The organism is Sphingomonas sp. Leaf37, assembly GCF_920939475.1.
In the GTDB taxonomy this organism is placed as follows: domain Bacteria; phylum Pseudomonadota; class Alphaproteobacteria; order Sphingomonadales; family Sphingomonadaceae; genus Sphingomonas.
In genome coordinates this window covers 52,089-73,616 of sequence record NZ_CAKLAX010000003.1, presented here as the reverse complement: position 1 = coordinate 73,616, position 21,528 = coordinate 52,089, and the positions used below count along the sequence as shown (strand labels likewise).

18 protein-coding genes and 1 tRNA gene are annotated in these 21,528 nt (G+C 68.7%); 10 read left to right on the top strand and 9 right to left on the bottom strand.

Going from position 1 to position 21,528, the window contains the following annotated elements:
• Position 1: 1 nt before the first annotated feature.
• The 5 genes from LRA87_RS10020 to LRA87_RS10000 form a co-directional block, all read right to left on the bottom strand.
• Positions 2 to 1,318 carry a PQQ-dependent sugar dehydrogenase gene (locus tag LRA87_RS10020; protein WP_230631318.1) on the bottom strand — a complete coding sequence of 439 codons (1,317 nt, stop codon included), beginning with the start codon at positions 1,316 to 1,318 and terminating at the stop codon, positions 2 to 4.
• Positions 1,315 to 1,746, bottom strand: coding sequence for a DUF2231 domain-containing protein (locus LRA87_RS10015; RefSeq protein ID WP_230631317.1), 432 nt, complete (start codon positions 1,744 to 1,746; stop codon positions 1,315 to 1,317). The genes LRA87_RS10020 and LRA87_RS10015 overlap by 4 nt, the downstream gene beginning before the upstream one ends.
• Positions 1,747 to 1,886: 140 nt before the next feature.
• Entirely contained in the window at positions 1,887 to 2,093 is a 207-nt protein-coding gene (locus LRA87_RS10010; protein WP_230631316.1) for a hypothetical protein, read from the bottom strand.
• A 100-nt stretch (positions 2,094 to 2,193) separates the two neighbouring features.
• Positions 2,194 to 3,003 carry a sialate O-acetylesterase gene (locus LRA87_RS10005; protein ID WP_230631315.1) on the bottom strand — a complete coding sequence of 270 codons (810 nt, stop codon included), beginning with the start codon at positions 3,001 to 3,003 and terminating at the stop codon, positions 2,194 to 2,196.
• Positions 3,000 to 6,056 carry a glycoside hydrolase family 2 protein gene (locus tag LRA87_RS10000; protein ID WP_230631314.1) on the bottom strand — a complete coding sequence of 1,019 codons (3,057 nt, stop codon included), beginning with the start codon at positions 6,054 to 6,056 and terminating at the stop codon, positions 3,000 to 3,002. The genes LRA87_RS10005 and LRA87_RS10000 overlap by 4 nt, the downstream gene beginning before the upstream one ends.
• A gap of 314 nt (positions 6,057 to 6,370) precedes the next feature.
• Here LRA87_RS10000 and LRA87_RS09995 point away from each other — a divergent pair, with 314 nt between their 5' ends.
• The 7 genes from LRA87_RS09995 to LRA87_RS09965 all read left to right on the top strand — a co-directional run bounded on the left by LRA87_RS09995 (position 6,371) and on the right by LRA87_RS09965 (position 13,147).
• Positions 6,371 to 7,363, top strand: coding sequence for a helix-turn-helix domain-containing protein (locus LRA87_RS09995; protein WP_230631313.1), 993 nt, complete (start codon positions 6,371 to 6,373; stop codon positions 7,361 to 7,363).
• Between the two features lie 234 nt (positions 7,364 to 7,597).
• Positions 7,598 to 7,858 (top strand): hypothetical protein, encoded by a 261-nt coding sequence (locus LRA87_RS09990; protein ID WP_230631312.1) that lies wholly within the window; start codon positions 7,598 to 7,600, stop codon positions 7,856 to 7,858.
• A gap of 57 nt (positions 7,859 to 7,915) precedes the next feature.
• Complete coding sequence (locus LRA87_RS09985) at positions 7,916 to 9,295, top strand: hypothetical protein (RefSeq protein WP_230631311.1); 1,380 nt, start codon at positions 7,916 to 7,918, stop codon at positions 9,293 to 9,295.
• A 4-nt stretch (positions 9,296 to 9,299) separates the two neighbouring features.
• Positions 9,300 to 11,129, top strand: coding sequence for a type I secretion system permease/ATPase (locus tag LRA87_RS09980; protein ID WP_230631310.1), 1,830 nt, complete (start codon positions 9,300 to 9,302; stop codon positions 11,127 to 11,129).
• Entirely contained in the window at positions 11,126 to 12,454 is a 1,329-nt protein-coding gene (locus LRA87_RS09975; RefSeq protein WP_230631309.1) for an HlyD family type I secretion periplasmic adaptor subunit, read from the top strand. The genes LRA87_RS09980 and LRA87_RS09975 overlap by 4 nt, the downstream gene beginning before the upstream one ends.
• Positions 12,455 to 12,465: 11 nt before the next feature.
• A complete protein-coding gene (locus tag LRA87_RS09970; RefSeq protein ID WP_230631308.1) occupies positions 12,466 to 12,810 on the top strand; it encodes a hypothetical protein in 345 nt (114 codons plus the stop codon).
• Positions 12,811 to 12,862: 52 nt separating this feature from the next.
• A complete protein-coding gene (locus tag LRA87_RS09965; RefSeq protein WP_230631307.1) occupies positions 12,863 to 13,147 on the top strand; it encodes a hypothetical protein in 285 nt (94 codons plus the stop codon).
• A gap of 15 nt (positions 13,148 to 13,162) precedes the next feature.
• Here LRA87_RS09965 and LRA87_RS09960 read toward each other — a convergent pair whose 3' ends face one another.
• Both LRA87_RS09960 and LRA87_RS09955 read right to left on the bottom strand, forming a co-directional pair.
• Positions 13,163 to 13,609, bottom strand: a complete 447-nt coding sequence (locus LRA87_RS09960) for a hypothetical protein (RefSeq protein WP_230631305.1) — start codon at positions 13,607 to 13,609, stop codon at positions 13,163 to 13,165.
• A gap of 68 nt (positions 13,610 to 13,677) precedes the next feature.
• Positions 13,678 to 13,754: transfer RNA gene (locus LRA87_RS09955), tRNA-Arg, on the bottom strand.
• 122 nt (positions 13,755 to 13,876) lie between these two features.
• On the opposite strand from LRA87_RS09955, the gene LRA87_RS09950 reads away from it, so the two are divergent.
• Positions 13,877 to 14,809, top strand: a complete 933-nt coding sequence (locus LRA87_RS09950; RefSeq protein ID WP_230631303.1) for an alpha/beta hydrolase family esterase — start codon at positions 13,877 to 13,879, stop codon at positions 14,807 to 14,809.
• Between the two features lie 74 nt (positions 14,810 to 14,883).
• Positions 14,884 to 17,325 (top strand): glycoside hydrolase family 95 protein, encoded by a 2,442-nt coding sequence (locus tag LRA87_RS09945; RefSeq protein WP_230631301.1) that lies wholly within the window; start codon positions 14,884 to 14,886, stop codon positions 17,323 to 17,325.
• 57 nt (positions 17,326 to 17,382) lie between these two features.
• On the opposite strand, the gene LRA87_RS09940 is transcribed toward LRA87_RS09945, so the two are convergent.
• Positions 17,383 to 19,026 carry a pectate lyase gene (locus tag LRA87_RS09940; protein WP_230631299.1) on the bottom strand — a complete coding sequence of 548 codons (1,644 nt, stop codon included), beginning with the start codon at positions 19,024 to 19,026 and terminating at the stop codon, positions 17,383 to 17,385.
• Entirely contained in the window at positions 19,016 to 20,299 is a 1,284-nt protein-coding gene (pelA, locus tag LRA87_RS09935; RefSeq protein WP_230631297.1) for a pectate lyase, read from the bottom strand. Before pelA ends, LRA87_RS09940 begins: the two co-directional genes overlap by 11 nt.
• 141 nt (positions 20,300 to 20,440) lie before the next feature.
• On the opposite strand from pelA, the gene LRA87_RS09930 reads away from it, so the two are divergent.
• Positions 20,441 to 21,514, top strand: a complete 1,074-nt coding sequence (locus LRA87_RS09930) for a pectinesterase family protein (protein WP_230631295.1) — start codon at positions 20,441 to 20,443, stop codon at positions 21,512 to 21,514.
• The last annotated feature ends 14 nt before the right edge of the window (positions 21,515 to 21,528 follow it).

Genomic DNA, 21,528 nt, shown 5'->3' with positions numbered 1-21,528 from the left:
ATTAGCGCGTCGCGGCCGCGGGCGCGACCCGCCAAACCGTGTTGGACAGGTCGTCGGCGATCAGCAATGTCCCCGTCCGGGCATCGAAGGCGACGCCGACCGGGCGGCCGCGGGCATGCCCGTCCGGACCGATGAATCCGGTCACGAAGTCGCGCGGCTTGCCGTTGGGACGACCGGCCGAAAAGGGCACCCAGACGACTTTGTAACCCGCCAGATCCTGCCGGTTCCAGCTGCCGTGTTCGCCGATGAAGGCACCTTCGGTAAACGCACCGCCCATGCCGGCACCGGTGGTGAAACTGAGGCCCAGGGCCGCCACGTGCGATCCCAGACCGTAATCGGGCACCATCGCCTTCGCGATCATGTCCGGCCGCTGCGGATGGACACGCGGATCGGCGTTGCGGCCCCAATAGCTGTACGGCCAGCCATAGAAGCCGCCCGGCCGTACCGACGTCAGGTAATCGGGGACGAGGCGCGGTCCCAGTTCGTCGCGTTCGTTGACGACGCTCCAGAGCGCATTGGTACGCGGTTCGATCGCCAGCGCGGTCGGATTGCGGATGCCGGAGGCAAGCACGCGATGTGCGCCGCTGATCCGGTCGATTTCCCAGATCACGGCGCGGTCTTCCTCGACCTCCATGCCGCGTTCGCCGACGTTGCTGTTCGAACCGATGCCGACGTACAATTTGCTGCCGTCCGCGCTGGCCGCCAGCGATTTGGTCCAGTGATGATTGATGCGCGAGGGAAGCCTGGTGACCTCCTGTCCCGGCGTCGCGATCCCGGTGACGCCGTCGCGATACGGGAAACGCAACAGCGCGCCCTGATTCGCGACGTACAGGTCGCTGCCGACCAGCGCGAGACCGTAGGGTGCATCCAGCCCGTCGATCAGCACCGTCCGCACCTCTGCGCGACCATCGCCGTCCGCGTCGCGCAACAGCGTGATGCGGTCGCCGCCCTTCACGCCGGTGTTGCCCAACCCCTTGATATAGCCGGCGATGACGTCTTTTGGCCGCAGCTTGGGGGCATGTCCGCCCTTGCCCTCGGCCACCAGAATATCGCCGTTGGGCAGGACCAGCATTTGCCGCGGAATCTTCAGGTCCGTCGCCAGCGCGGTGATGCGGTATCCCGCCGGCACCGTCGGCAACGCGCCGTCCCATCCGGCCGGTCGGGCGATCTTCATCGGCGGCACCAGCGTCTCGTTCTGCGCCGGCAGCGTCGGGGAGGCGCCGGTCTGATCCAGATCGGCGGGCTTGCTGCCGCAGGCGGAAAGCGCAAGCGTGGCCGTCGCCGCAGCGAGCGCGATCGTTTTGAACCGGCGCGTCATCGTGTCGCCCTCCCGATGTCGCGTGACGAAAAGCCGATCCAGCCGGCCGCCAGCGCGCAGAGCGCCGACATGATCGACAGGATCAGTCCGAAGGCGCCGACCGAGCTCCACGCGTCGCGGCTATGCTGGAAGGCGTTGACCAGCCCGATCAGCCACATCGCCGCGACCAGCGCGAGATAGGTCAGCGCCGGTCGCGATGCCGAACGGAACCGCAGTGCCGCGATCATGATCGCCCACAGCACCACCGGCGCTCCCATGATCAGCGCGCCGGTGATCGCCCACGCCGAAAAGTTCGACCACTGCATCTCGGCGCTGTTGAGATAGGTGATGTCGGTCGCCACCGCCGTGCTGAACAGGGCGATCGGAAACGCCAGCAACAGGGCGTGCAGTGGATGCAACAGGGTTCGGGACGTCGGACTAGGGGGCATCGGCTTCTCCATCCGCGCCCATCGTCGGCCGGAATGCGAAAGCGTAAGTCCCGAACGACCCTTATGGTTTCAACGACCCGATCGAAGGCTACGCGCCGGTGCCGTCCGACGACGGCCCGACGCGCGCGATCCGGTCGGCCTCAGTCGCGTGCGATGCCCCGGCCTGCGACGGTTTCGTAGCCGGACAGCTCATCGCCGACCGCGACCTTCGCCGCGAGATCGTCGGCGCGCGCCTGATCCTTCGCGGCGCGCTTCGGATCGTCGGGATTCCCGTCGGGATCGGCTGCGCCGACGTTGGGCGTATCGGGCATGTAAAGGACGGGCTGTTCGTTCTGGTCGTCGGCCATGCGTCTGTCTCCTCGTTATGGTCCTTCAACGCCCGTGCGGTCGACCGGTGCCGCACGTTCGTCCGGCATTTGCCGCGACTGGTCGATGACGGGGGCGAGGTCAGCGGCATCCCTCGCGTCGCAGCCGTGTCATCGACCCTGCCAGCATCGTGCCCAGCCGCTGTTGTGCGCGGGTGGCGAGGTGCAGGTCGTCGGCATTGTGCGGCAGGCCGGCGGCAGAGACGCCGTCGGTGCAGGCAATTTTCAGGTGCGTTTGCTGGCGCTGGATGTCGGTCCAGCCGGGATAGCGGTCTGCGTCGCGTACCGGGCGGTCGGACAGGCTGACGGCGGATACGGCCAGCTGCGGCATTCGCAGATCGCGTCGGAATGCCGTCACCAGATCGGCGAAGGCGGCGCTCCAGCGTGCCGCCGTCGCCACGTCGCGCGCATCGGATTCTCCCTGATACCAGAGCATGCCGGCGATGCGGCCTCCGGCCTCGCGCGCCCGCGCGATGCACGATCCGTACAGCGTCGACCGATCGCCGCCCGGCGCCCATTGCGCCATCGACGAGCCTCCCTTCGCGCAGGGCACCAGCAGGATGGCCCGACCATGGCGTCGCAGCATGGCGCGGGCGAAAGGTAGGCCGGGGCCGACCGCAGCCTGCCGGTCCGCCGATACCGCGTCGACCTGACCCGAGGCGTCGTCGAGCGGATCGAGCGCGACACGCAGCATGCCGTCGTTGCCGTATACCGTGATCCGCTCGTCGGCGACGCGATCCGTGGTCGACAGCTCGGACAGCGCGCCGCGTCCCGACATATTGGACTGGCCGGCGAGGATATAGACCTCCGCCTCGACCGGCGACGCTGCCGGACCCGTGGCGGGAACCCCGATGGCGACGAAGCCGGCGATCACGATGTGGCGGACGATCACGGCCTCGTCGTCTCGACGGGGCCGTGGAAATCCGCTTCGACGATGCCCAGCCGCCACCCCGCGGCGACCGCATCGGCGCCGGTGTCGCCGGCCTGTCGCGCATTGCTCACCTCGACGATCTTGCCGAAGGCGTCGCGGTCCTGTGTCGGCGCGGTCTGGGTGATCCGCAGCACGCGGCCGGTGGCAGCGGCGAAATCGATCGCAGCGTAGCCCAGCTGCCGCTCCGTCGTCCCCTGCCATACCGGGCGGCCATCCAGCGTGATTCGCAGCGGATAGCCACGCTGACGCCAGCCGACCAGCTTCAGCTCGATCGCGTTCAGCGTCACCGGCGTGTCGAACCGATATTCGATCCATGCGGTGTCCGGCTTGCCGTCGCTCGCCCAGCGCGACAGCTCGTTGTCGTCGACCGTCCTGTCGGCATCGGCCTGCGCCGATCCGGCGACGATCCGGGTCGGCCGCAGGGTGCTGCGCGTGACGCGATAGGATGGGCCGGGCGGCGTCGGACCGCGGGTGAGCAGGCCCGGCTGCGCCGCCTCCGCGAAGTCGCGCGACAGACCGCCCGATGTCGGCCCGGCGGCGACGGTGGGGATCGTCAGCGTCGCCGGCTTCAGGCCCTGCGCCGTCGCGGTCACCCGCACTGTGCCGCGCGTCATCCCCGCGCGTAGCAGGACGCGGTTGATTCCCGCCTCGACCGGCAGCGTGCGCGACAGGATGTAATTGTCCTCGGTCCGCGCCGTACCCGCGGTCGGCGTGGTGCCGGGCACCGCTTCCGCCTGAACCGCGACGGCGCTGCGCGGCGTGCCGCTGCTGTCGCCTTGCGCGATGCCGCCGCGCCATTCGGCGGGTCCGTCGAGCGTGAAGGCGATCCGGTCGTTCGCGGTCGGCACCCGTCGGCCGCGGGCATCGACCACCTCGACGTCGACCAGCGCGATATCGGCGCCGTCCATCACGAAGCCGCGCGGCGAGACGTGCGGCACCAGCCGCAGCGCCACCGGCGCGCCGGTCGTCTCGACGCTGTCCGCCGACGTGCGCCCGTCCGCATGCGTCGCGACCGCGCGCAACGTGCCTGCCTGCCATGACACGTCCGGCCAGGTGAACAGGAAGCCGCTCGATCGCTGCCCGCGACCCAGCGACCGGCCGTTGAGGAACAGTTCGACCGCGTCGCCGTTCGATACGACGCTGACGGGCTTCGCGGTGCCGGGCGGGTAGGTCCAGTGGCCGATGATGTGCGTCGCCGGCGTCTCCGGATCGACCCAGCCGTTCCACATCACCCGATGCGCGTAAAAGCCTTCCTTGGGCAGCCGCACCGCGTCGACCTCGCCCGACCGGCGATAGTTGTTGTCGCCGCGATAATGCGTGTTGCTGTCCGACCAGATGATGTTGACGCCGCCCGAACTGACGCGCCGCCCGGTGCCGGGCCGGATGCGGTAATAATCGTACCAGCGCCGCACGTCCTCGATTCCGTGGCTGTCCTGGTTGCGGTTATAGTCCGGTGCATCCTTGTGGAACGGCGGCGTCTGTTCGTCCTGATACAGCCGGGCGCCCTCGTCGCGGCTGTATTCCATCGCCCACATCGGGATGTGCGCGCTCTTGTTGATATACAGCATCTCGCCGCCATATTCCGCGACCTTGCTGTCGAGCATCTCGCGCGATCCGATCGCCCGCCCGCCGTGCGGATCGTAGCGATCGCGGATCGCCTTCATCTCGGCCATATGCGCTTCGCTGATGCTCTCGTTCCCGCTTTCGTAGAACAGGATCGAGGGGTTGTTCCGGTTGTAGACGATCGCGTCGCGCATCTGCTCCTTGCGCTGGTCCCAGCGGCGACCCTCGACGTCGCGTTCGGCATCGCCCGCCGGCATCGCCTGCGGCAAGCCGACGCGATCGGCGGATTCCACGTCCTGCTTCGACGGCGTGATGTGCATCCAGCGCACCATGTTGCCGCCGCTCCCGACCATCAGCGCGTTGGAGAAGTCGCTGATCCACGGCGGGATCGACACGCCGACCGCGGGCCATTCGTTCGACGTGCGCTGGGCATAGCCGTGCACCTGCATCACGCGGCCGTTCAGCCGGATCATGCCGTCGGCGAAGCGCGTCGAGCGGAATCCGGTCAGCGTATCGACCGCGTCGATCGGTCGGCCGTCGGCGATCAGGCTGGTCGTCACCCGATAGAGATAGCCATAGCCCCAGCTCCAGAAATGCAGGCCCGACAGCCGGCCCTGCGCGGTCAGCGTGCGCGTCTCGCCCGGCGCCAGCGTTGCGCTGCCGCCGTCCAGCCGCCCGACGACGCGGCCGTCGCGATCGCGGATTTCGGCACGGTACGCCACCGTCTTCGCCCGCGCATCCTCGTTGCGGACCTGCGTTTCGGCATGGATCGTCGCGGCGTTCCCGACGTGATCGAACGCATCCGCCCAGACGTACGGACCCGTGGTGCCGAGATCGGAGACCAGAGGTAGCGTCTGATAGGTAGGCGCGGTCAGGTGCAGCCGGACGTTCCTGGTGATGCCGCCGTAATTGACGTTGAAGTTGCGGTCGTTCCACTGAAAGGTGCTGCCGGTCGCGCGCTCCTTGTAGCCCCAGTCGTTGTCGACGCGCACCGCGATCACGTTGCCGCCGGGCTTCAGCGCCGCCGTGATGTCCGCACCGAACGCCATCGCGCCGCGTTCCGACAGCACCACCGACTGGCCGTTGACCCACACTTCGGCCGCCTGCCGCACGCCCTCGAACTCGAGGAACGCCTTGGCCGTGCCTGCATCCTTCGGCAGCGTGATCGTCTTGCGATACCAGATGATGCCGGTCGACAGGTCCTTGATATCGCGCGCGAACGCCTCCTTCTCGTTGAAGGCGTTGGGCAGGGTGACGGTCTGCCACCCGCGATCGTCGAAGTCCGGCCGCTCGGCGCCGCGCACGTCGCCGACGATCGTCCGCCATGCGGGATTGAGGTTGAACGTGCGGCGCGGCGAGGCGACCACCGACGATGCATCGTGCGCCGCGGCGGGCGCGGCGGGCGCCGCGATGGCGATCGCCGCTGCGGTCGTAAGGGCGTGAACGCGCATCACAAATTCCCGATGTCGATGTCGTGGGTTCGGTCCTGCGGACATGCGATACCGTATGCCAGTCCGCGCAATAGGGCCAGTCCGCGTACCCCGACCGACAGCGAATGGCCCGGATTACCAGGACGCCATAGCAGGATCGGCCGGCGGATATCGCGTAACTAAATGTAGTTAAGAAGCGATTCACCAGACCTTGACCGAGTTAAAGGCGAACCTTTTCAAGGTCCTGCACAACATCGTCCATCGAACACGCGTCCATCGTCGCCGGCAGGGGGGCGATCGGGGCGCACAGGCGCAAGAGGATGGCATCGGCAGGCATGGGTGCTCCATCGCTGTTCAAGACGGTGCTGAACACCCTGGATGCCGCATCGCTGGCACTGACGGTCTGCGACGTGGCGGCGGACGTGCGGGTGTCCGCCCTGCTGCCCGACAGCGTGGCTGCCCTGCTGGTGATCGACGGGACGATGTATCTCGATCGCGGCGGCGAGCGGCAGGTCTTTCGCGCCGGCGAGATGGCGATGATCCCGGCACGCGAACGGATCGTCATATCGGCATCGACCCGGGCGAAGGGACGGGCGCTCGACTGCCGCGACCATCTGGTGAAGCGGGGCAGCTGGCTCGTGTCCGATGCCACGCGCGGGGCGCGGTGCACGTTGCGTGTGGCCATGGTGAAGATCGATGGCACCCGCGCGCAATGGTTGTCCGGCGCGCAGCGGGTATCGCTGACCGCTGACGAGGATGGCGCCCGCCTGTTCGCGCTGCTGCACCAGCAGTTCGACTGCACCGATGCGGGAGCACCTGCGCTGGCGCTGTCGCTGGTCGGCGCGTGCATCGTGCAGGCGCTGAAAACCTCGTCGGGCGACGATCCGGCGCCGGCGGCGGATCAGCCGGCGCGCAGTCCCTCGCTGGAGCGCGCACTCCGCCTGCTCCATGTCGATCCGGGGCAGGCGCACACGACCGACACGCTGGCCCGGGCGGCGGGGATGAGCCGGTCGACGTTCATCCGGCAACTCGCACGCTTCGCGCACACCAGCCCGATGGAATATATCCAGCGGGTTCGGCTGGAACAGGCGTCGATCATGCTCCGCTCGACCGAGGCACCGGTGAAAGCCGTTGCGGCGGCGATGGGGTTCCGCAGCCGCAGCCATTTCTCGCGCATGTTTCGCGCGAATTACGGCATCGATCCGAGCGCCTATCGCGTCACGAGCGCCCGGCGGCACGTTCCCGACCGGGAAAGCCCCGACCGGGAAAACCCAAACTGGAAAAACGACGCCGATTTCGTCGATAAGGGTGCCCCACCGACGCATTGACGTGCCTGATCGTGTCGAACCGTGATGCCGCGATCATCGTCGCCAGCATCGCTCGACCCGGACGAAGGGCAGCTTGGTCCTGCCTCGTTACGTCGTCGTCATCACTGCCGCAGCGCAGTTGCCGGTGCGTATGCAGCCGGCGTCGGCCGGAACGGGAATTGTTCTCCGAAGGTTTTAACCATGCGACCCACGAGGATCGTGAATGTAAATCGATCAATGACTTAGGAGGTAGAAATGCCCGGTCTTTCGAACATCTTCGGTAGCGACAACAGCGACAGCAGCAGCACCGAATCCAACAGCCTCGACAACGTTCTGGACATCAACAGCACGTTGGGACTCGATGCCGATTCGTCGCAGTCGAGCTATGATCAGGACGAGGATGGCAACATCTCGGCCCAGCAGAGCGACAACAGCTTCGGTCTCGACACGAGCACGGACGGGTTGCTGTCGTCGGTCAGCGACACCTTCAACTCGAACGACGAATCGACGTCGTAATCGACTGGACGGCAAGGGAGGGTCGCGTCGCGGCCCTCCTGTTGTCGTGAGCGGCCTATGCTGACGCCTCCCCTGTTCCAACCGGGCAATCGCAATCTGGGCGGGTCGATCACCGACTTCAGCCTGTTCGGCGGACAACCGGCTCTGAACGTGAATATCGGCAGGGCCGGCCAGCGACCTGCCGACGTCGACCCGATCGACGAGGCGGCGACGACCGCAAGCGCTGGTGGCCCGGCGCCTGATCGTGTTGCGCCCGCCGGCGACGCTCCCGCTGCCGCGGCACCGGTCGAGCCGGTCGCTGGCGATATCTCGCAGGCCCCGCCTGCCGTTCCTCTTATTCTTCAGGCTGCGACCGCCCAGGGTGAGCCCGCGTCCGCACCCGAACCATTGCCGCTGCCCGCGGCGATCGGCTCGTCATCCGTTTTCACACCGCCGACGATCCTGTCGGACGATGCCTTGCCGCCCGCGACCGGCGATACACCGGCGTCCGTCATGCCGATCGACGGCGTCTCGCCGCCTTCCGTCGTCGCCGACCTGTCCGCCGGCGGCGTAGGGTCGTCAATATCCGCGCCGTTGCTGGATACGGTCGGGACCATCGCCGGTGCGACGATCGGCAGCATCGACGCGGTGGTTGCACCTGCCGTCGATGCGGCGGCGGCCACGATAGACGCCGCAACGGACGATGTCGGCGACCTTGCGACCGATGCCGTGGTCGCCGTCGGCAATGTCGCTGCCGACGCGCTGACCGCCACGGCCGATCGGACGACGGCGGTGCAGGATGTCGTCACGCAGGTCGTCGGCGCGGCCGACGCGGCGGTCGCCGACATTCCGGTCGTGTCCGATATCGTCTCCCCTGTGGTGGCCCCCATCGTCACCGATATCGTTCAGCCGGTGACCGCGCTGGCGACCGACCCCATAGCGGATGTCGCGACGACAGGCGCGCAGGCGGTGGAAACCGTGACCGGAGCAGTGCCCCCGGTCGTCGCGGCGGCGGCCGATCTGGTCGATACGCTGGCGACGGAAACCGCACAGGTGGCTGCTCCGGTCACCGACACCGTTGCGACGACTGCCGTCGCCGCGACGGGGGTGGTCGGCGATATCGCAGCCACCGCCGTGGACATGACGATCGGTGCGGCAACCGATGCTGCTCCCGTGGCTGGGCCTGCTGCACCCGCGCCGACCGTCACCGACCTGTTCACCGGCAGCGATCCCGCGGGGGGCATCCAGACATTGGTGGGGATGGTCCAGGCCGCGGACACGTTCGATCTCGGCCATGTCGATGCACCGGCCGCCACCGTCGGTGCGGTCGGTTCGATCGTCGACGCGCTCGCGTCCGATACCGCGGAGGATGGCGCGCTGCTCGGCGGTGACGATGCCGCGGGGCATGCGGCCGATCTGCTCGACCTGCACCACGGCCCTCTGGGAGGATTGGGATAGACGCATGACCGCGACCACGTCTGCCGATCTGAATTCGAACGAGCTGCGCGACGCGCAGGATCAGGCTGCGCTCGCCAGTGCGCAGGTGATCGCGCTCGACAGCGCGGTCCGCGCCAGCGAACTGGATTCGGGTGATGAATTCGCCTCCGCGCTGCGCCAGTGCAAGCGGCTGATCTGGACCGCCGCCGGATTCAGCGGTGCGGTCAACCTGCTGTTCCTCGCCTCGCCGATCTACCTGACCGAAGTCTACAACCGGGTGATCCCCAGCGGCAGCATCCCGACGTTGGTGTCGCTCAGCATCGGATTGCTGATCGCGCTCGCCACGATGGGATTCTGCGACGCCATTCGCGCGCGCATCCTGATCCGTGCGGCGGCGCGGCTCGACCGTATTCTGGCGCATCGCGTGTTCCAGGCGATCGTCCAGCTCGCCCCGCGCAACGGCGCCGTGTCGCGCAATGCGCAGATGCTGCGCGACCTCGACCAGTTTCGCAGCGCGCTGGCCGGTCCGGGCGCACAATTCTTCTTCGACGTGCCGTGGATGCCGCTGTTCCTGATCGTCCTGTTCCTGATCAGCCCGATCCTCGGCGGGGTCGCCACCGGCGGTGCGCTGCTGCTGCTGACCCTCGCCATCGTCAACAATCGGGTGACGCGTGAAGGATCGGAACTGGCGCAGGCCGCGGCGACGCGCAGCTATCGCTTTACCGATGCGGTGGCGCGGTTCGCGGGACCGGTGCGGGCGATGGGGATGGAAGACGCGCTGTCGGTGCACTGGCATATCGATCGAGAGACGATGATGCGGCGGCAGGCGGAGGGCAGCGATCGCGGCGCCGGCATGTCGTCGCTGTTCAAGTTCGTCCGGCTGGTCATGCAGAGCGCGATGATCGGCATCGGCGGCTGGCTGGTGGTCGAGGGCCGGATGCTGCCGGCCAGCATCTTCGCCGCCAATGTGCTGCTTGGCCGCGCGCTCGCGCCGCTGGAGATCGCGGTGACCGGATGGCGATCGATCGGTCAGGCGATATCCGCCGGCCGGCGGGTGCAGACGTCGCTGTTGCAGGCGCCGCCGCCGCCGGGTCGCATCGACCTGCCCGACCGCGACGTCGACATCGTCGTCGACAATGCGAGCTATATCCCGCCCGGCGCACGCCAGCCCGCGTTGCGCAGCATCAGCCTGACGATCGGGGCGGGCGAGGTGGTGGGCGTCGTCGGGCCCAGTGGCGCCGGCAAGAGCTGCCTTGCCCGGATGCTGGTCGCGATCACCAGCCCCAACAGCGGCAAGGTCACGATCGGCGGGATCGAGGGGCGCAACTGGACCCCGGAATACCTCTCCCGCTACGTCGGCTACCTGCCGCAGACGGTCGGGCTGTTCCCCGGCACGATCCGCGAGAATATCGCGCGCTTCACCAAGGCGAGCGATGAAGAGGTCATCACCGCCGCGACGCGCGCCAACGTCCATGACATGATCATGGCGCTGCCCGACGGCTACGAGACGCAGCTGGACGAAGGCGGCGCAGGTCTCTCCGGCGGCCAGCGTCAGCGCATCGGCCTTGCCCGGGCGATGTTCGGATCGCCGCGGCTGCTGGTGCTCGACGAACCCAACGCCCACCTCGACACCGATGGCGAGGAGGCGCTGGCCGCAGCCCTCGCGACCCTGCGCGGCGAGGGGTCGACGATCGTGCTGATCGCGCATCGCCTCAACCCGATCGCGCACGTCGATCGCGTGCTGGTGCTCAACAAGGGCGGCCTGCAACTCGACGGCCCGCGCGCCAGGGTGTTCCGCAAGGTCAGGACCGAGATGGTGCGATCGATCGCCCGCGAACCGGTGGAGGCGGTATGAAGCTGGACTTCCTCGCGGCCGGCGGCGCCGGTGCCCCGTTGCCGCGCCGGCTGGTGGCCCGCCGGATGCGCCAGCTCGACATCCGCCCGCTCGACCATGCCGGCGGCACGATCCGCGCGGGGCTCATCGCGCTCGGCCTGTTCATCGCGCTGATCGCGGCCTTCGCGCTGCTCGCGCCGATCTCGGGCGCGGCGATAGCATCGGGCGAGGTCACCGTCAGCGGCGACCAGATCGCGATCCAGCCCGCCGCGCCGGGCATCGTCACGCAGGTGCTGGTCCGCGAAGGGCAGGCGGTGCGTGCGGGCCAGCCGCTGGTGCGCCTGAACGGCGTGCGCTCCGGCGCGCAGCTGCGGCAGGCGCAGGCGCAGCGCGACGGGCTGCAGGCACTCGAGGCGCGGCTGATCGCCGAGCGCGACGGCAAGGCCGCACTGGTGTTCCCCGCCGACCTGACCCGCCGCGCCGGCGAGCCCGAGGTCGCAGCGGCGATGGCATCGCAACGCATGATCTTCGCCCGGCATCGCTCGGTGCAGCAGGCGGACCGCGGCAGCAGCGAGCAGGACCTGTCCGCCTCGCGCGTCAAGCAGGACGCGGCGCGGCGGCAGCTGGCGCTGATCAACGACGAACTCGCCGACTACCAGATGCTCTACAAGCGCGGTTTCGCGCGGCTGACGACGATCCGTTCGCTCGAACGCAACCGGGCGCAGCTGGAGGCGGAGGTCGGCACCGGCATGGCCGCGGTGCGTCAGGCGGAGATCGCGCGACAGCGGCTGCGCGACACGCAGACGCTGGACACCGTCAGCCAGCTCAACCAGGTCCAGCAGCAGCTGGTGCAGGTCGGGTCGCAGCTCGACGTGTCGAAATATCTCGCCGATCAGGACATGGTCCGCGCGCCCGCCGCCGGTCGTGTCTCCGGCGTCGTGCCGATGGGGCCGGGCATGGTGATGGGCAGCGGCCGGACGATCATGGAGATCGTACCCACCGGCCGCGCGCTGATCGTCGAGGCGCGGGTCAAGCCGCAGGACATCGACGACGTGCGGCTGGGACAGGAAGCGACGATCCGCTTCTCCAGTGTCAACCCGCATGGCCAGACCGCGTTCAAGGGACGCGTCGTCACCCTGTCGCCGGCGCGTATCGAGCAGAACGGCACCGCCTTCTACAAGGCGCAGATCGTGCTCGACGATCCACAGGCGGCGCGTCGCGAAGGGCTGACGCTGCAACCCGGCATCCCGGCGACGATCAACATCAAGACAAAAGAGCGGACGCTGTTCGACTACCTCTTCGCGCCGTTCACCGACGCGATGAGCCGCAGCTTCCGCGAGGAATAAGGAGACGAGACATGGCAGGTTTTCTCACCCGCATATTCGATTCGGACGAGGCGCAGGCGTCGGACGGTACGCTGGGCACCCTGGCGCAGGATCAGGCGCACAATCAGGATGCGGATCAGGGCGCGGGCGGCACCGACCAGAGCGCCGACAGCCAGAGCGGCAGCGTCGATGGCGGCCTGACGCTGGACGTCGATCCGACGATCACGCTGCACAGCGAGATGGGCGGCACCTATTACGGTCTGGACGGGTCGGAGACGACCTGGTCGCGCACCGACGACGTGACGCTCAGCGTCGATCTGGAGGCCACCGCGAACCTCGTCGGCACCATCACCCAGGAATTCACCGCGGACGGATGACCCGACCGGTCCGGTGCGCGACATCCACGTCCATCAATGAGGGAGAATGATCATGGCAGGCCTGTTGACTGATATGTTCGGGGGCGGTGCGGAATCGGCGAACGAGATCGTGCCCGTATCCTCGCTGGATCAGGCACCGCAGACCGACGGCGACGGATCGGGAATCGACGGCGAACCCGCCGGCTTCGACACGGCGTCGTTCGATCCGGCGGCCCGTGTCGCCGGTGGCGAGGGTAGTGACGAACTCGGCATGCCGGATGCGGCCATGCCGGTCTTCATCGGCGAACCGACGCCCGGGCTCAACGAAGCGCAATTCGGCGACGATATGGCGATGTAGCGCGGGACCCGCCGTTCAGTCGTCCGCGTCGGCGAGCGCGGCCTCGACCTCCGCGATGCTGATGCCGAAGGCACCGGCAAGCCCGGCGGTCGACGCGCCGCGCTTCGCCAGTTCGCGTATGCGGGCGACGTCCACCACCGTCGCATAGCCGCGGGTATCGCGCTGTTCCCGCACCACGTCCTTGCGGCCCGACCCGCGCCGCCGCTGGGCGGCGGCGGCATGGGGATCGCCGCTGGCCGCTGGCATCTCGGCCGCGCGCCGTTCCTCGCGCGCCCGCTCCCGCGCCTGCGCCTCCGCGTCGCGGTCCGTCGCACGCGCCTCCAGTCGTCGGGTGATGGCGGCGGCGCGATCCTGCGCGCGCGCATCGCGCGCCTGTGCGCGCTGGGTCGCACGCTCCGCCGCCGTGTCGTTCGTCCTGATCCGGAACCCGGTGGATCCGGTTCCCCAGCTTTTGTCTACCAACGTCCACCTCGTGCGATCACGGCGATGCGATCGCGCAAGGGGCGCGATGCGGCACATGGTTCGGTATGTGGTGCGCCCGGAACGATTCGAACGTCCGACCCTCAGATTCGTAGTCTGATGCTCTATCCAGCTGAGCTACGGGCGCTTGGGAAGAGCGCGCCTAGAGCGAAGCGCGCGCCGGGGCAAGCGTTCGTCGCGAAAGGTTGTGGATAATTGTCGACGGACGGGAAGGTTGACGGTGATGGAGCATGATCGCACGATCGGATCATGATCCGGTCCCTGCTGTCGTCCCTCGTCGTCCTGTGCATCCTCGTCGTCGGCGCGCTCTGGGGAAGCGGGACCGCGGCGGCGGAGGCGCGCTGCCCGTTGCGGGCCGGTGCCGGCAGCGTCGCACCGGATGGCGGCAAGCCCGCCGCGCTGCACGTGCCGGCCGGCTGGACCGGCGGGCCGCTGCCGCTGGTGATCCTGCTGCACGGCAGTACCGCGACCGGTGCGCAGATGCTCCGCGATTCGCGGCTTGCGGACACCGCCGACACGAACGGCTTCCTCATCGCCTATCCCGATGGCGGTATCCCGGTGAGGACCGGCTTCGTCTGGAACATTCCGGGTGTCCCCACCGTCGAGGGCACGATTCCCGGCCCTGGCGCGCGCGACGACGTCGCCTATCTGACGGCGCTGGTCGACCGGCTCGTCGCAGAGGGATGCGCCGATCCGCAGCGGGTCTACGTCACCGGCCTGTCCGGCGGCGGACGGATGACCTCGTGGCTGGGCTGCGTCGCGCCGGAGCGGTTCGCGGCGATCGCCCCGGTCGTGGGACTGCGCGCGGGCAATCCGCTGCCTGCCGATCCCGACCGGCCCGATCCGCAATCCTGCCGCCCGCGGACGCCGGTGTCCGTGATCGCCTTTGCCGGCGACAAGGATACCACCAATCCGATCGCCGGCGGCGGCGCCGGCTACTGGCGTTACACCATGCACGCGGCCGAACAGCGCTGGGCGCAGATCAACGGATGCACCGCCGCGCCGGTCACGCGGCGGATATCGCCGACGGTCTACGAGGAGCGCTACGGGAATTGCCGCAGCGGGACGGAAGTCGTTGCCCGTATCACCGTCGGTGGCGGTCACGCCTGGGTCGTCGACAACGATGCGCTGTGGAATCTGCTCTCGCGCCACGTCCGCGCCGACCGAAAGGCGGCAGGATAATCCGATCGCGTCATTCCTCGCTTGTCACACAATGATACCGCTATCATACTGCAATCAAAAGCAGGAGAGATGGCATGTCCGATCATATGGGCCCGATCAACCGGCGTGATGCCGTGGCGTTGCTTGCCGCCGGCGCCAATCTGGCCGTCCCGGCCGCCGCTGCGGCAGGGGCCGGGCGAACCCCGTCGGTCGCGTCACCGGATACGACGATGCTCTGGTATGCACAGCCTGCCGCGAGCTGGGTCGAGGCGCTGCCGGTCGGCAACGGGCGGATCGGCGCGATGGTGCATGGCGGGACGGATCGCGAATACATCCAGCTGAACGAGGATACGATGTGGGCTGGCGGCCCCTACGATCCCGCCAGCCCCGATGCCCTCGCCGCGCTGCCGACGGTGCGCGCGCTGATCTTCGCCGGCCGCCACGCCGATGCGCAGGCGCTGATCGGCGACAAGGTGATGGCGCGGCCGGTGCGGCAGATGCCCTATGGCACGATCGGCACGCTGGTGATCGCCAGACCGGATGCACCCGCAACGCCCCCGCCGACGCCGGCGTCGCGCGGGCTGACCAGCATCGTCACCCCCGCCGATGCACCCGCACCGGTCGCCGGCTATCGGCGCGAACTCGACCTCGACACGGCGACCGCGACCACGCGCTGGTCCGCCGGCGGCGTCACGTACCGGCGCGAGGTGATCGCTTCTCCGGTCGATCAGGTGATCGCCATCCGCCTGACCGCCGATGCGCCCGCCGGCATCGACGTCGACCTGTCGTTCACGACGCCGCTGAAGCAGGGCCGGATCGAACCGGGACGCGACGCGGAGATGGTGCTGGCAGGACGCAACGACATGGCGAACGGCGTCGCCGGTGCGCTGACGTTCGATGCGCGCGTGCGGGCGATCCCGACCGGCGGAACGCTGACGCGCAACGGCGATACGCTGGCGGTGCGCGGCGCGCGCGAGCTGGTCGTGCTGATCGCGATGGCGACCAGCTACCGACGGTTCGACGACGTCGGCGGCGATCCGGCGGCGATCACCCGCGGACAGATCGATCGCGCGACGGCGCACGGCCATGCGCGGATCGCGCGCGAGGCGGTGGCGGCGCATCGCGCGCTGTTCCGCCGCGTCTCGCTCGATCTTGGGCGCGGCGCCGGCGCGGACAGGCCGACCGATCGCCGTATCCGCGATGGCGAGAGTGGCGGCGATCCGGCGCTGGCGACGCTTTATTTCAACTATGCCCGCTACATGCTGATCGCCTGTTCGCGGCCGGGCAGCCAGCCGGCCAATCTGCAGGGACTGTGGAACGACAGCGTCAGCCCGCCATGGGGCGGCAAGTACACGATCAACATCAACACGCAGATGAACTATTGGCCTGCGGAGGCGACCAACCTGCCGGAATGCGTCGCGCCGCTGGTTGCGATGGTCCGCGATCTGGCGGTGACCGGCGCCCGCACGGCGAAGGTCATGTACGGCGCGCGCGGCTGGGTGTGCCACCACAACACCGACCTGTGGCGCGCGACCGCGCCGATCGACGGGCCCGCGTACGGCATGTGGCCGACCGGCGGCGCATGGTTGTGCACGCATCTGTGGGACCATTACGATTACGGCCGCGACCGGCGCTATCTCGCCTCGGTCTATCCGCTGATCCGCGATGCCGCCCTGTTCTTCGTCGACACGTTGCAGACCGATCCGGGCACCGGATTTCTGGTAACCAATCCATCGCTGTCGCCAGAGAACAATCATGGGCACGGCGGATCGGTCTGCGCCGGCCCGACGATGGACATGGCGATCCTGCGCGACCTGTTCGCGCAGGCGTCGCAGGCGGCGGCCATTCTCGGCCGCGATGCCGTTCTCGCCCGGACGTTCGACGCGACGCGCGCGCGGCTGGCGCCGTTCAAGGTCGGGCGGGGCGGGCAGTTGCAGGAATGGCAGGCGGACTGGGATGCCGATGCCAAAGACCCGCACCATCGCCACGTCAGTCACCTGTATGGCGTCTACCCCGGCGGGCAGATCGGCGTCCGCAGCACGCCCGCGCTCGCGGCGGCGGCGCGGCGATCGCTCGACATCCGCGGTGACGAGGCGACCGGCTGGGCGACGGCGTGGCGGATCGCCTTGTGGGCGCGGCTGGGCGATGGCGAGCGTGCGCACCACATCCTGCGGTTCCTGATCGGGCCCAAGCGCACCTATCCCAATATGTTCGACGCGCATCCGCCGTTCCAGATCGACGGCAATTTCGGCGGCGCGGCGGCGATCGCCGAGATGCTGATGAGCAGCACCGGCGACGACATCGCGCTGCTGCCGGCTTTGCCGCGTGCCTGGCCGACCGGTTCGATCCGCGGCCTCCGCGCGCGGGGCGCCTGTTCGGTTGACCTTGCGTGGCAGTCCGGCCGGCTCGCCTCGGCGACGATCACGTCCACGGTCGCCGGACAGCGCACGCTGCGCTGCGGCGATACGACGCGCGTGGTGACGCTGACGCCGGGGCGGCCGGTCCGGCTGGTCGGGCCGGACCTGCGGATCGCGTGACGGCCAGCGCGGGACGGCCCGCGCGACGACCAGCGCGTGACGGCCCGCGCGTAACGGTCAGCGCGCCGCGATCGCTCGGATCAGCACCCCCATGTTGCGGACGAACGCCTCCGTGCTGATCCCGCGCTGCGGCTCGGGGTCCGGATAGGGCGAGGTGTCGGTCGCGTCGCCGACATAGGTCTGCGCATAATTGCCGGGCGCGGGCCGCGGGTCGCCATCGCGCGTGTAGCGGTGGCTGGTGTTGCGCAGGGGCGTCACCCAGCGGCCCTCGGCATCCAGATCGGCCAGCACGGCCACCACCTCGGCCGCCGATGGCGCCGTCGGCGGCGTATCGGCCTTCAACTCGGCAAAGCCAATCGGCGCCAGCGTCACGTATTTCGGCAACGCGCGCCGCCCGGCCTTCAGCGGCGATCCCGCCGTCGCCTCCGCCACCGGCAATGCCGCCAGCCGGCTGTGCCGCGCGCGCAACCGGTCGACGTCGATCGCGCGGAACGAGCTGTAATGCGCGATCGTGCCGACCGGGTCGTCGTTGTGATAATAGGCGCCGTTGACGACGTTGGATCCGCGGCGATGGATGTACATCGGCTGGTTGCTGCCGATCGCGACGAAGGTCGGGCAGCGCCGCTTCGGATCGATCGCGGCGGGCAGGCGGATCGACTCCAGCCAGTCGATCGCTTCCGGCAAGCGGCGGAGGAATGCCGCGTCGCCCGTCAGCTCGTAGAAATCCATCATCAGCGCGACGTTCGCCGCGGTGGCATGCGACACCAGCGCCTTCGGCTCGTACGTCCGTGCGCCCGCCGGCTTCAGGTCGGCGACGCTATGCTGAAGGCCCCATGCCGGCTGCGGCATCGGCTGTTGCGCGGCGATGAAGCACTGCATGCCGCGCGCGATCGGGTCCAGCACGCGCCGGTCGCCCAGCGTCTGCCAGACCATCAGCAGGAACGCGATATTCTCTGCCGCGACATCGTCGTTGAAGGTGATGCAGGACGTATAATCGGGCAGGCCGTGGTGGTGGAACTCGTCGCGCAGCGGGAAACGCTGCGGCCAGCCGCCGACCGGATACTGGCTCGCCAGCATGAAGCCGATCGCCTTGTCGAGTGCGGGGCGGAACCGGGCGTCGCGCTTTTCCAGGTACATGCGCAGCAGGAACTTGGCGCAATCCGCGGTGCAGCCGTCGTCGAACGTGGCGTTGCCGTAATAATGCTGGAATTCCTCCAGCCGCCACGCATTCCTGCCGATCGTGTCGTACCAGCGCCGGGTCGATGCGTCGCCCGCAAGGTCGAAATGATAGTTCCAGCCGCCGCTCTCATGCTGCCCGCGAACCAGCACATCCGCCGCCGCCGCCGCCGCCCCGTAAAAATAGGCGTCCCCGGTCGCCCGATACGTATCGAGGAATAGCTGCCCCATCAGCGGCGTACCGGGATTCTGGATCCAGACGCTGGTCGGATAGGCCTCAAGCTCGCCCCATTGCCGCCCACCGTCGAGGGCGATCTGCCAGACATAGCCACCCTGGTGGCTCACTCGTTCGACCATGTGCCGCGCCGCACGCAGCATCGCGGCGGTGATCGCCGCGCGGTCCGGCGCGACATCGGCGGCGCACACCGCTGCGGCGGCGCCGGCCAGCGCCACCGCCGCGCTGCCGGCGAGCAATCCTCGCCGCGTGATCGACCGCGTGATCGCGGCCTTCGGCTCAGGCGCCATGACGCTGCTGCCACTTGGCATAGGCCGCGGCAACGCCGGTCCCGGCGGTGCCGAACCAGGAATAGCCGTTGCGCCGTTCCAGGCTGATCTCGTTGACGTCGTCGTGGATCGAACGGTCGCGATCGCCGAAGACCGGCTTGCCCGTCGCTGGATCGTAGAAGCGCGCCCATAGCGGCTCGGCCCCCGCTTGCGCGACCAGCCGCCGCCCCTCCGGAGCCGACGATTTCGCCCACGCCATGTCGCGCACTGCATGCGACGCGAACCACGCCGCGCCGTCCGTGATCGCCTGCCGCATCGCCGGCGACGGATCGGGCTGCACCATCAGGAAGCGGAGCAGCGCCGCGCTTTCCGCGGTCGCCAGCGCGATCGGTTCGAAATTGCGCGCACCGACCGGCTTGCGGGTCAGCGGATCATATTGCTGCGCCCAGATCGCCTTGCGCCCTTCGGACGTGATCTGCGTCGCCAGCATCGTCGCGATCGACTGCGCCGCCGCGTCGCGCGCCGCGGTTCGCACGTCCGCCGGCACGAAGGCATAGTCGCCCGTGCCCGCCGCGGTCCGCTGCAAAAGCGCCGTCGCCTTCACCATCGTATCGTCGTTCAGCGTCAGCGCATCGTGATAGCCGCCCTGCAACGGAAACACCTGAGGCCAGCCGCCGCCCGGAAATTCCGCCGTCAGCAGATAGCGAATGCCCCTCAGGAACGTCGTCCGATAGCGTTCCCCCGCCGCACCCGGCCGGCCCGCCTGTACGCGCGCCAGGAACGACAATTCGGTGGTGGTCGCGTCATTGTCGAGCGTACCGATGAAGCTCCACCCGCCGGCCCCGTCCGCCGCGGCATAGATGCCCGCCTTGCTGTCGAAGGGCAGGTACATCTGCCCGCGCGTCCGCGGTGGTGCGGTGCGGTCTTGGTTCTTGCCCCAGCCGCCGGTCGGCGTCTGATAACTGACGATATTGTCGGCGACCGCCTGCGCCGGCGCGGTTGCATACCAGCCGGCATAGGAATCGAGCGGCATCGTCTCCGCCTTCGATTCGGGCGGCGGCGTCGGAATCGTGGTCAGGCCCGCGCGCTCGGCGGCCAGCGCGGCCTTGTCGCGCGCCATCGCCGCGGTCGATCGCGCCAGATATGCCTGCCACGCCGCGCGCGCATCTGCGGGCAGGGCGGACAGCTGCGCCGCGCCGAGCGACGGGGGCGGCGTCATGTGCCCGACGACCGCCGCGGCCAGCGGCGATGCCATCGCGGTCAAGCCTATGAGAAGCCCCATCTTCCGTGTCATCAGCGCATCCTTTCCTCGATTTCGTCAGCGTCGTTGCGCTGTCCTGACACCGGTAGCAATATCTGCTTGCCAGTTGCAATGAATCGCGTAAATTTAGCGCTACCATAGAGTTCGACAGAACCGGTGAGGGAGGGAGAGGACGTGTCGACATTACCGGTCCATATTCCGCGGCTTAGCTGCTCGCGTCGCCAGGCTGCGGCGACGATCGCGACGGTCGGCGGGATACTGACGACAATACCCGCTCTCGCCGCCAGGGCAGCGACCACGTTGCGGGTCGGTCGAAATGATACCGGTATCACCACCATTTCAGAGGCGCTTCGCCAGGCGGCGACGATCGCCGGTCCGGTCGAGATCGTAATCGCGCCGGGCACCTATCGCGAAAAGCTGACCGTCTCCGTTCCCGACGTAGTCCTCACCGCCGCCGGCCCCGGCGTCGTCATCGTCTATGGCGCCGCGGCAGGCCATATCGCGCCTGACGGCAAGCCGTGGGGCACCGGCCGCACGGGCACGATGATCGTCGAGGCCGCCGGCGTGACTCTGCGCGGCCTCACCATCCGCAACGATTTCGATTTCATCGCCGATACCGTCAGCCACGCCAGCGGCGGCGCGCAGGCGGTAGCGCTATCGCTGGCGCGCAGTGCCGATCGCGTGTTCGTCGATCGCTGCGTGATCGAGGGCTATCAGGACACGCTGTACGTCAACGCGCGGTCGCTGTTCCGCCGCTGCCGGATCGTCGGCGGCGTCGATTTCATCTTCGGCGGCGCCCCGGCGCTGTTCCAGAATTGCGCGATCGTCACCCGCTTCGTGCCCAACGCGCTGCAATCGGGTTATATCGCGGCGCCGAGCACGCTTGCCGACCAACGGTTCGGGCTGGTGTTCGATCGCTGCCATGTGACGCGCGAGGCAGGGGTGCCGGACCGGTCGGCCTGGCTCGGCCGGCCGTGGCGCGCTGGCGGCAACATGGCGATCCTCGGCACCGCGGTGTTCCTGCGCTGTCGCCTCGATGCCCATATCAAGACCGACGGCTGGACCGCGATGGGCTTCACCGATCCCGCCGGGGTGCGCCGGATGCTGGAGCCGCAGCAGGCGCGATTGTTCGAATGGCGATCCACCGGACCGGGCGCCGCGCCCGCCGGGGCGAGCCGGCGACGACTGACCGACGCGGAGGCCGCCGCCTTCACGCCGACCGCAATTCTACAAGGCTGGGCGCCGTGAGCGCACCGGCCAAT

Excerpts from the sequence above, each read along its gene's own strand:
- LRA87_RS10020 (WP_230631318.1), bottom strand. The coding sequence starts at position 1,318 with ATGACGCGCCGGTTCAAAACGATCGCGCTCGCTGCGGCGACGGCCACG.
- LRA87_RS10015 (WP_230631317.1), bottom strand. The coding sequence starts at position 1,746 with ATGCCCCCTAGTCCGACGTCCCGAACCCTGTTGCATCCACTGCACGCC.
- LRA87_RS10010 (WP_230631316.1), bottom strand. The coding sequence starts at position 2,093 with ATGGCCGACGACCAGAACGAACAGCCCGTCCTTTACATGCCCGATACG.
- LRA87_RS10000 (WP_230631314.1), bottom strand. The coding sequence starts at position 6,056 with ATGCGCGTTCACGCCCTTACGACCGCAGCGGCGATCGCCATCGCGGCG.
- LRA87_RS09995 (WP_230631313.1), top strand. The coding sequence starts at position 6,371 with ATGGGTGCTCCATCGCTGTTCAAGACGGTGCTGAACACCCTGGATGCC.
- LRA87_RS09990 (WP_230631312.1), top strand. The coding sequence starts at position 7,598 with ATGCCCGGTCTTTCGAACATCTTCGGTAGCGACAACAGCGACAGCAGC.
- LRA87_RS09985 (WP_230631311.1), top strand. The coding sequence starts at position 7,916 with ATGCTGACGCCTCCCCTGTTCCAACCGGGCAATCGCAATCTGGGCGGG.
- LRA87_RS09980 (WP_230631310.1), top strand. The coding sequence starts at position 9,300 with ATGACCGCGACCACGTCTGCCGATCTGAATTCGAACGAGCTGCGCGAC.
- LRA87_RS09975 (WP_230631309.1), top strand. The coding sequence starts at position 11,126 with ATGAAGCTGGACTTCCTCGCGGCCGGCGGCGCCGGTGCCCCGTTGCCG.
- LRA87_RS09970 (WP_230631308.1), top strand. The coding sequence starts at position 12,466 with ATGGCAGGTTTTCTCACCCGCATATTCGATTCGGACGAGGCGCAGGCG.
- LRA87_RS09965 (WP_230631307.1), top strand. The coding sequence starts at position 12,863 with ATGGCAGGCCTGTTGACTGATATGTTCGGGGGCGGTGCGGAATCGGCG.
- LRA87_RS09950 (WP_230631303.1), top strand. The coding sequence starts at position 13,877 with ATGATCCGGTCCCTGCTGTCGTCCCTCGTCGTCCTGTGCATCCTCGTC.
- LRA87_RS09945 (WP_230631301.1), top strand. The coding sequence starts at position 14,884 with ATGTCCGATCATATGGGCCCGATCAACCGGCGTGATGCCGTGGCGTTG.
- LRA87_RS09940 (WP_230631299.1), bottom strand. The coding sequence starts at position 19,026 with ATGGCGCCTGAGCCGAAGGCCGCGATCACGCGGTCGATCACGCGGCGA.
- pelA (WP_230631297.1), bottom strand. The coding sequence starts at position 20,299 with ATGACACGGAAGATGGGGCTTCTCATAGGCTTGACCGCGATGGCATCG.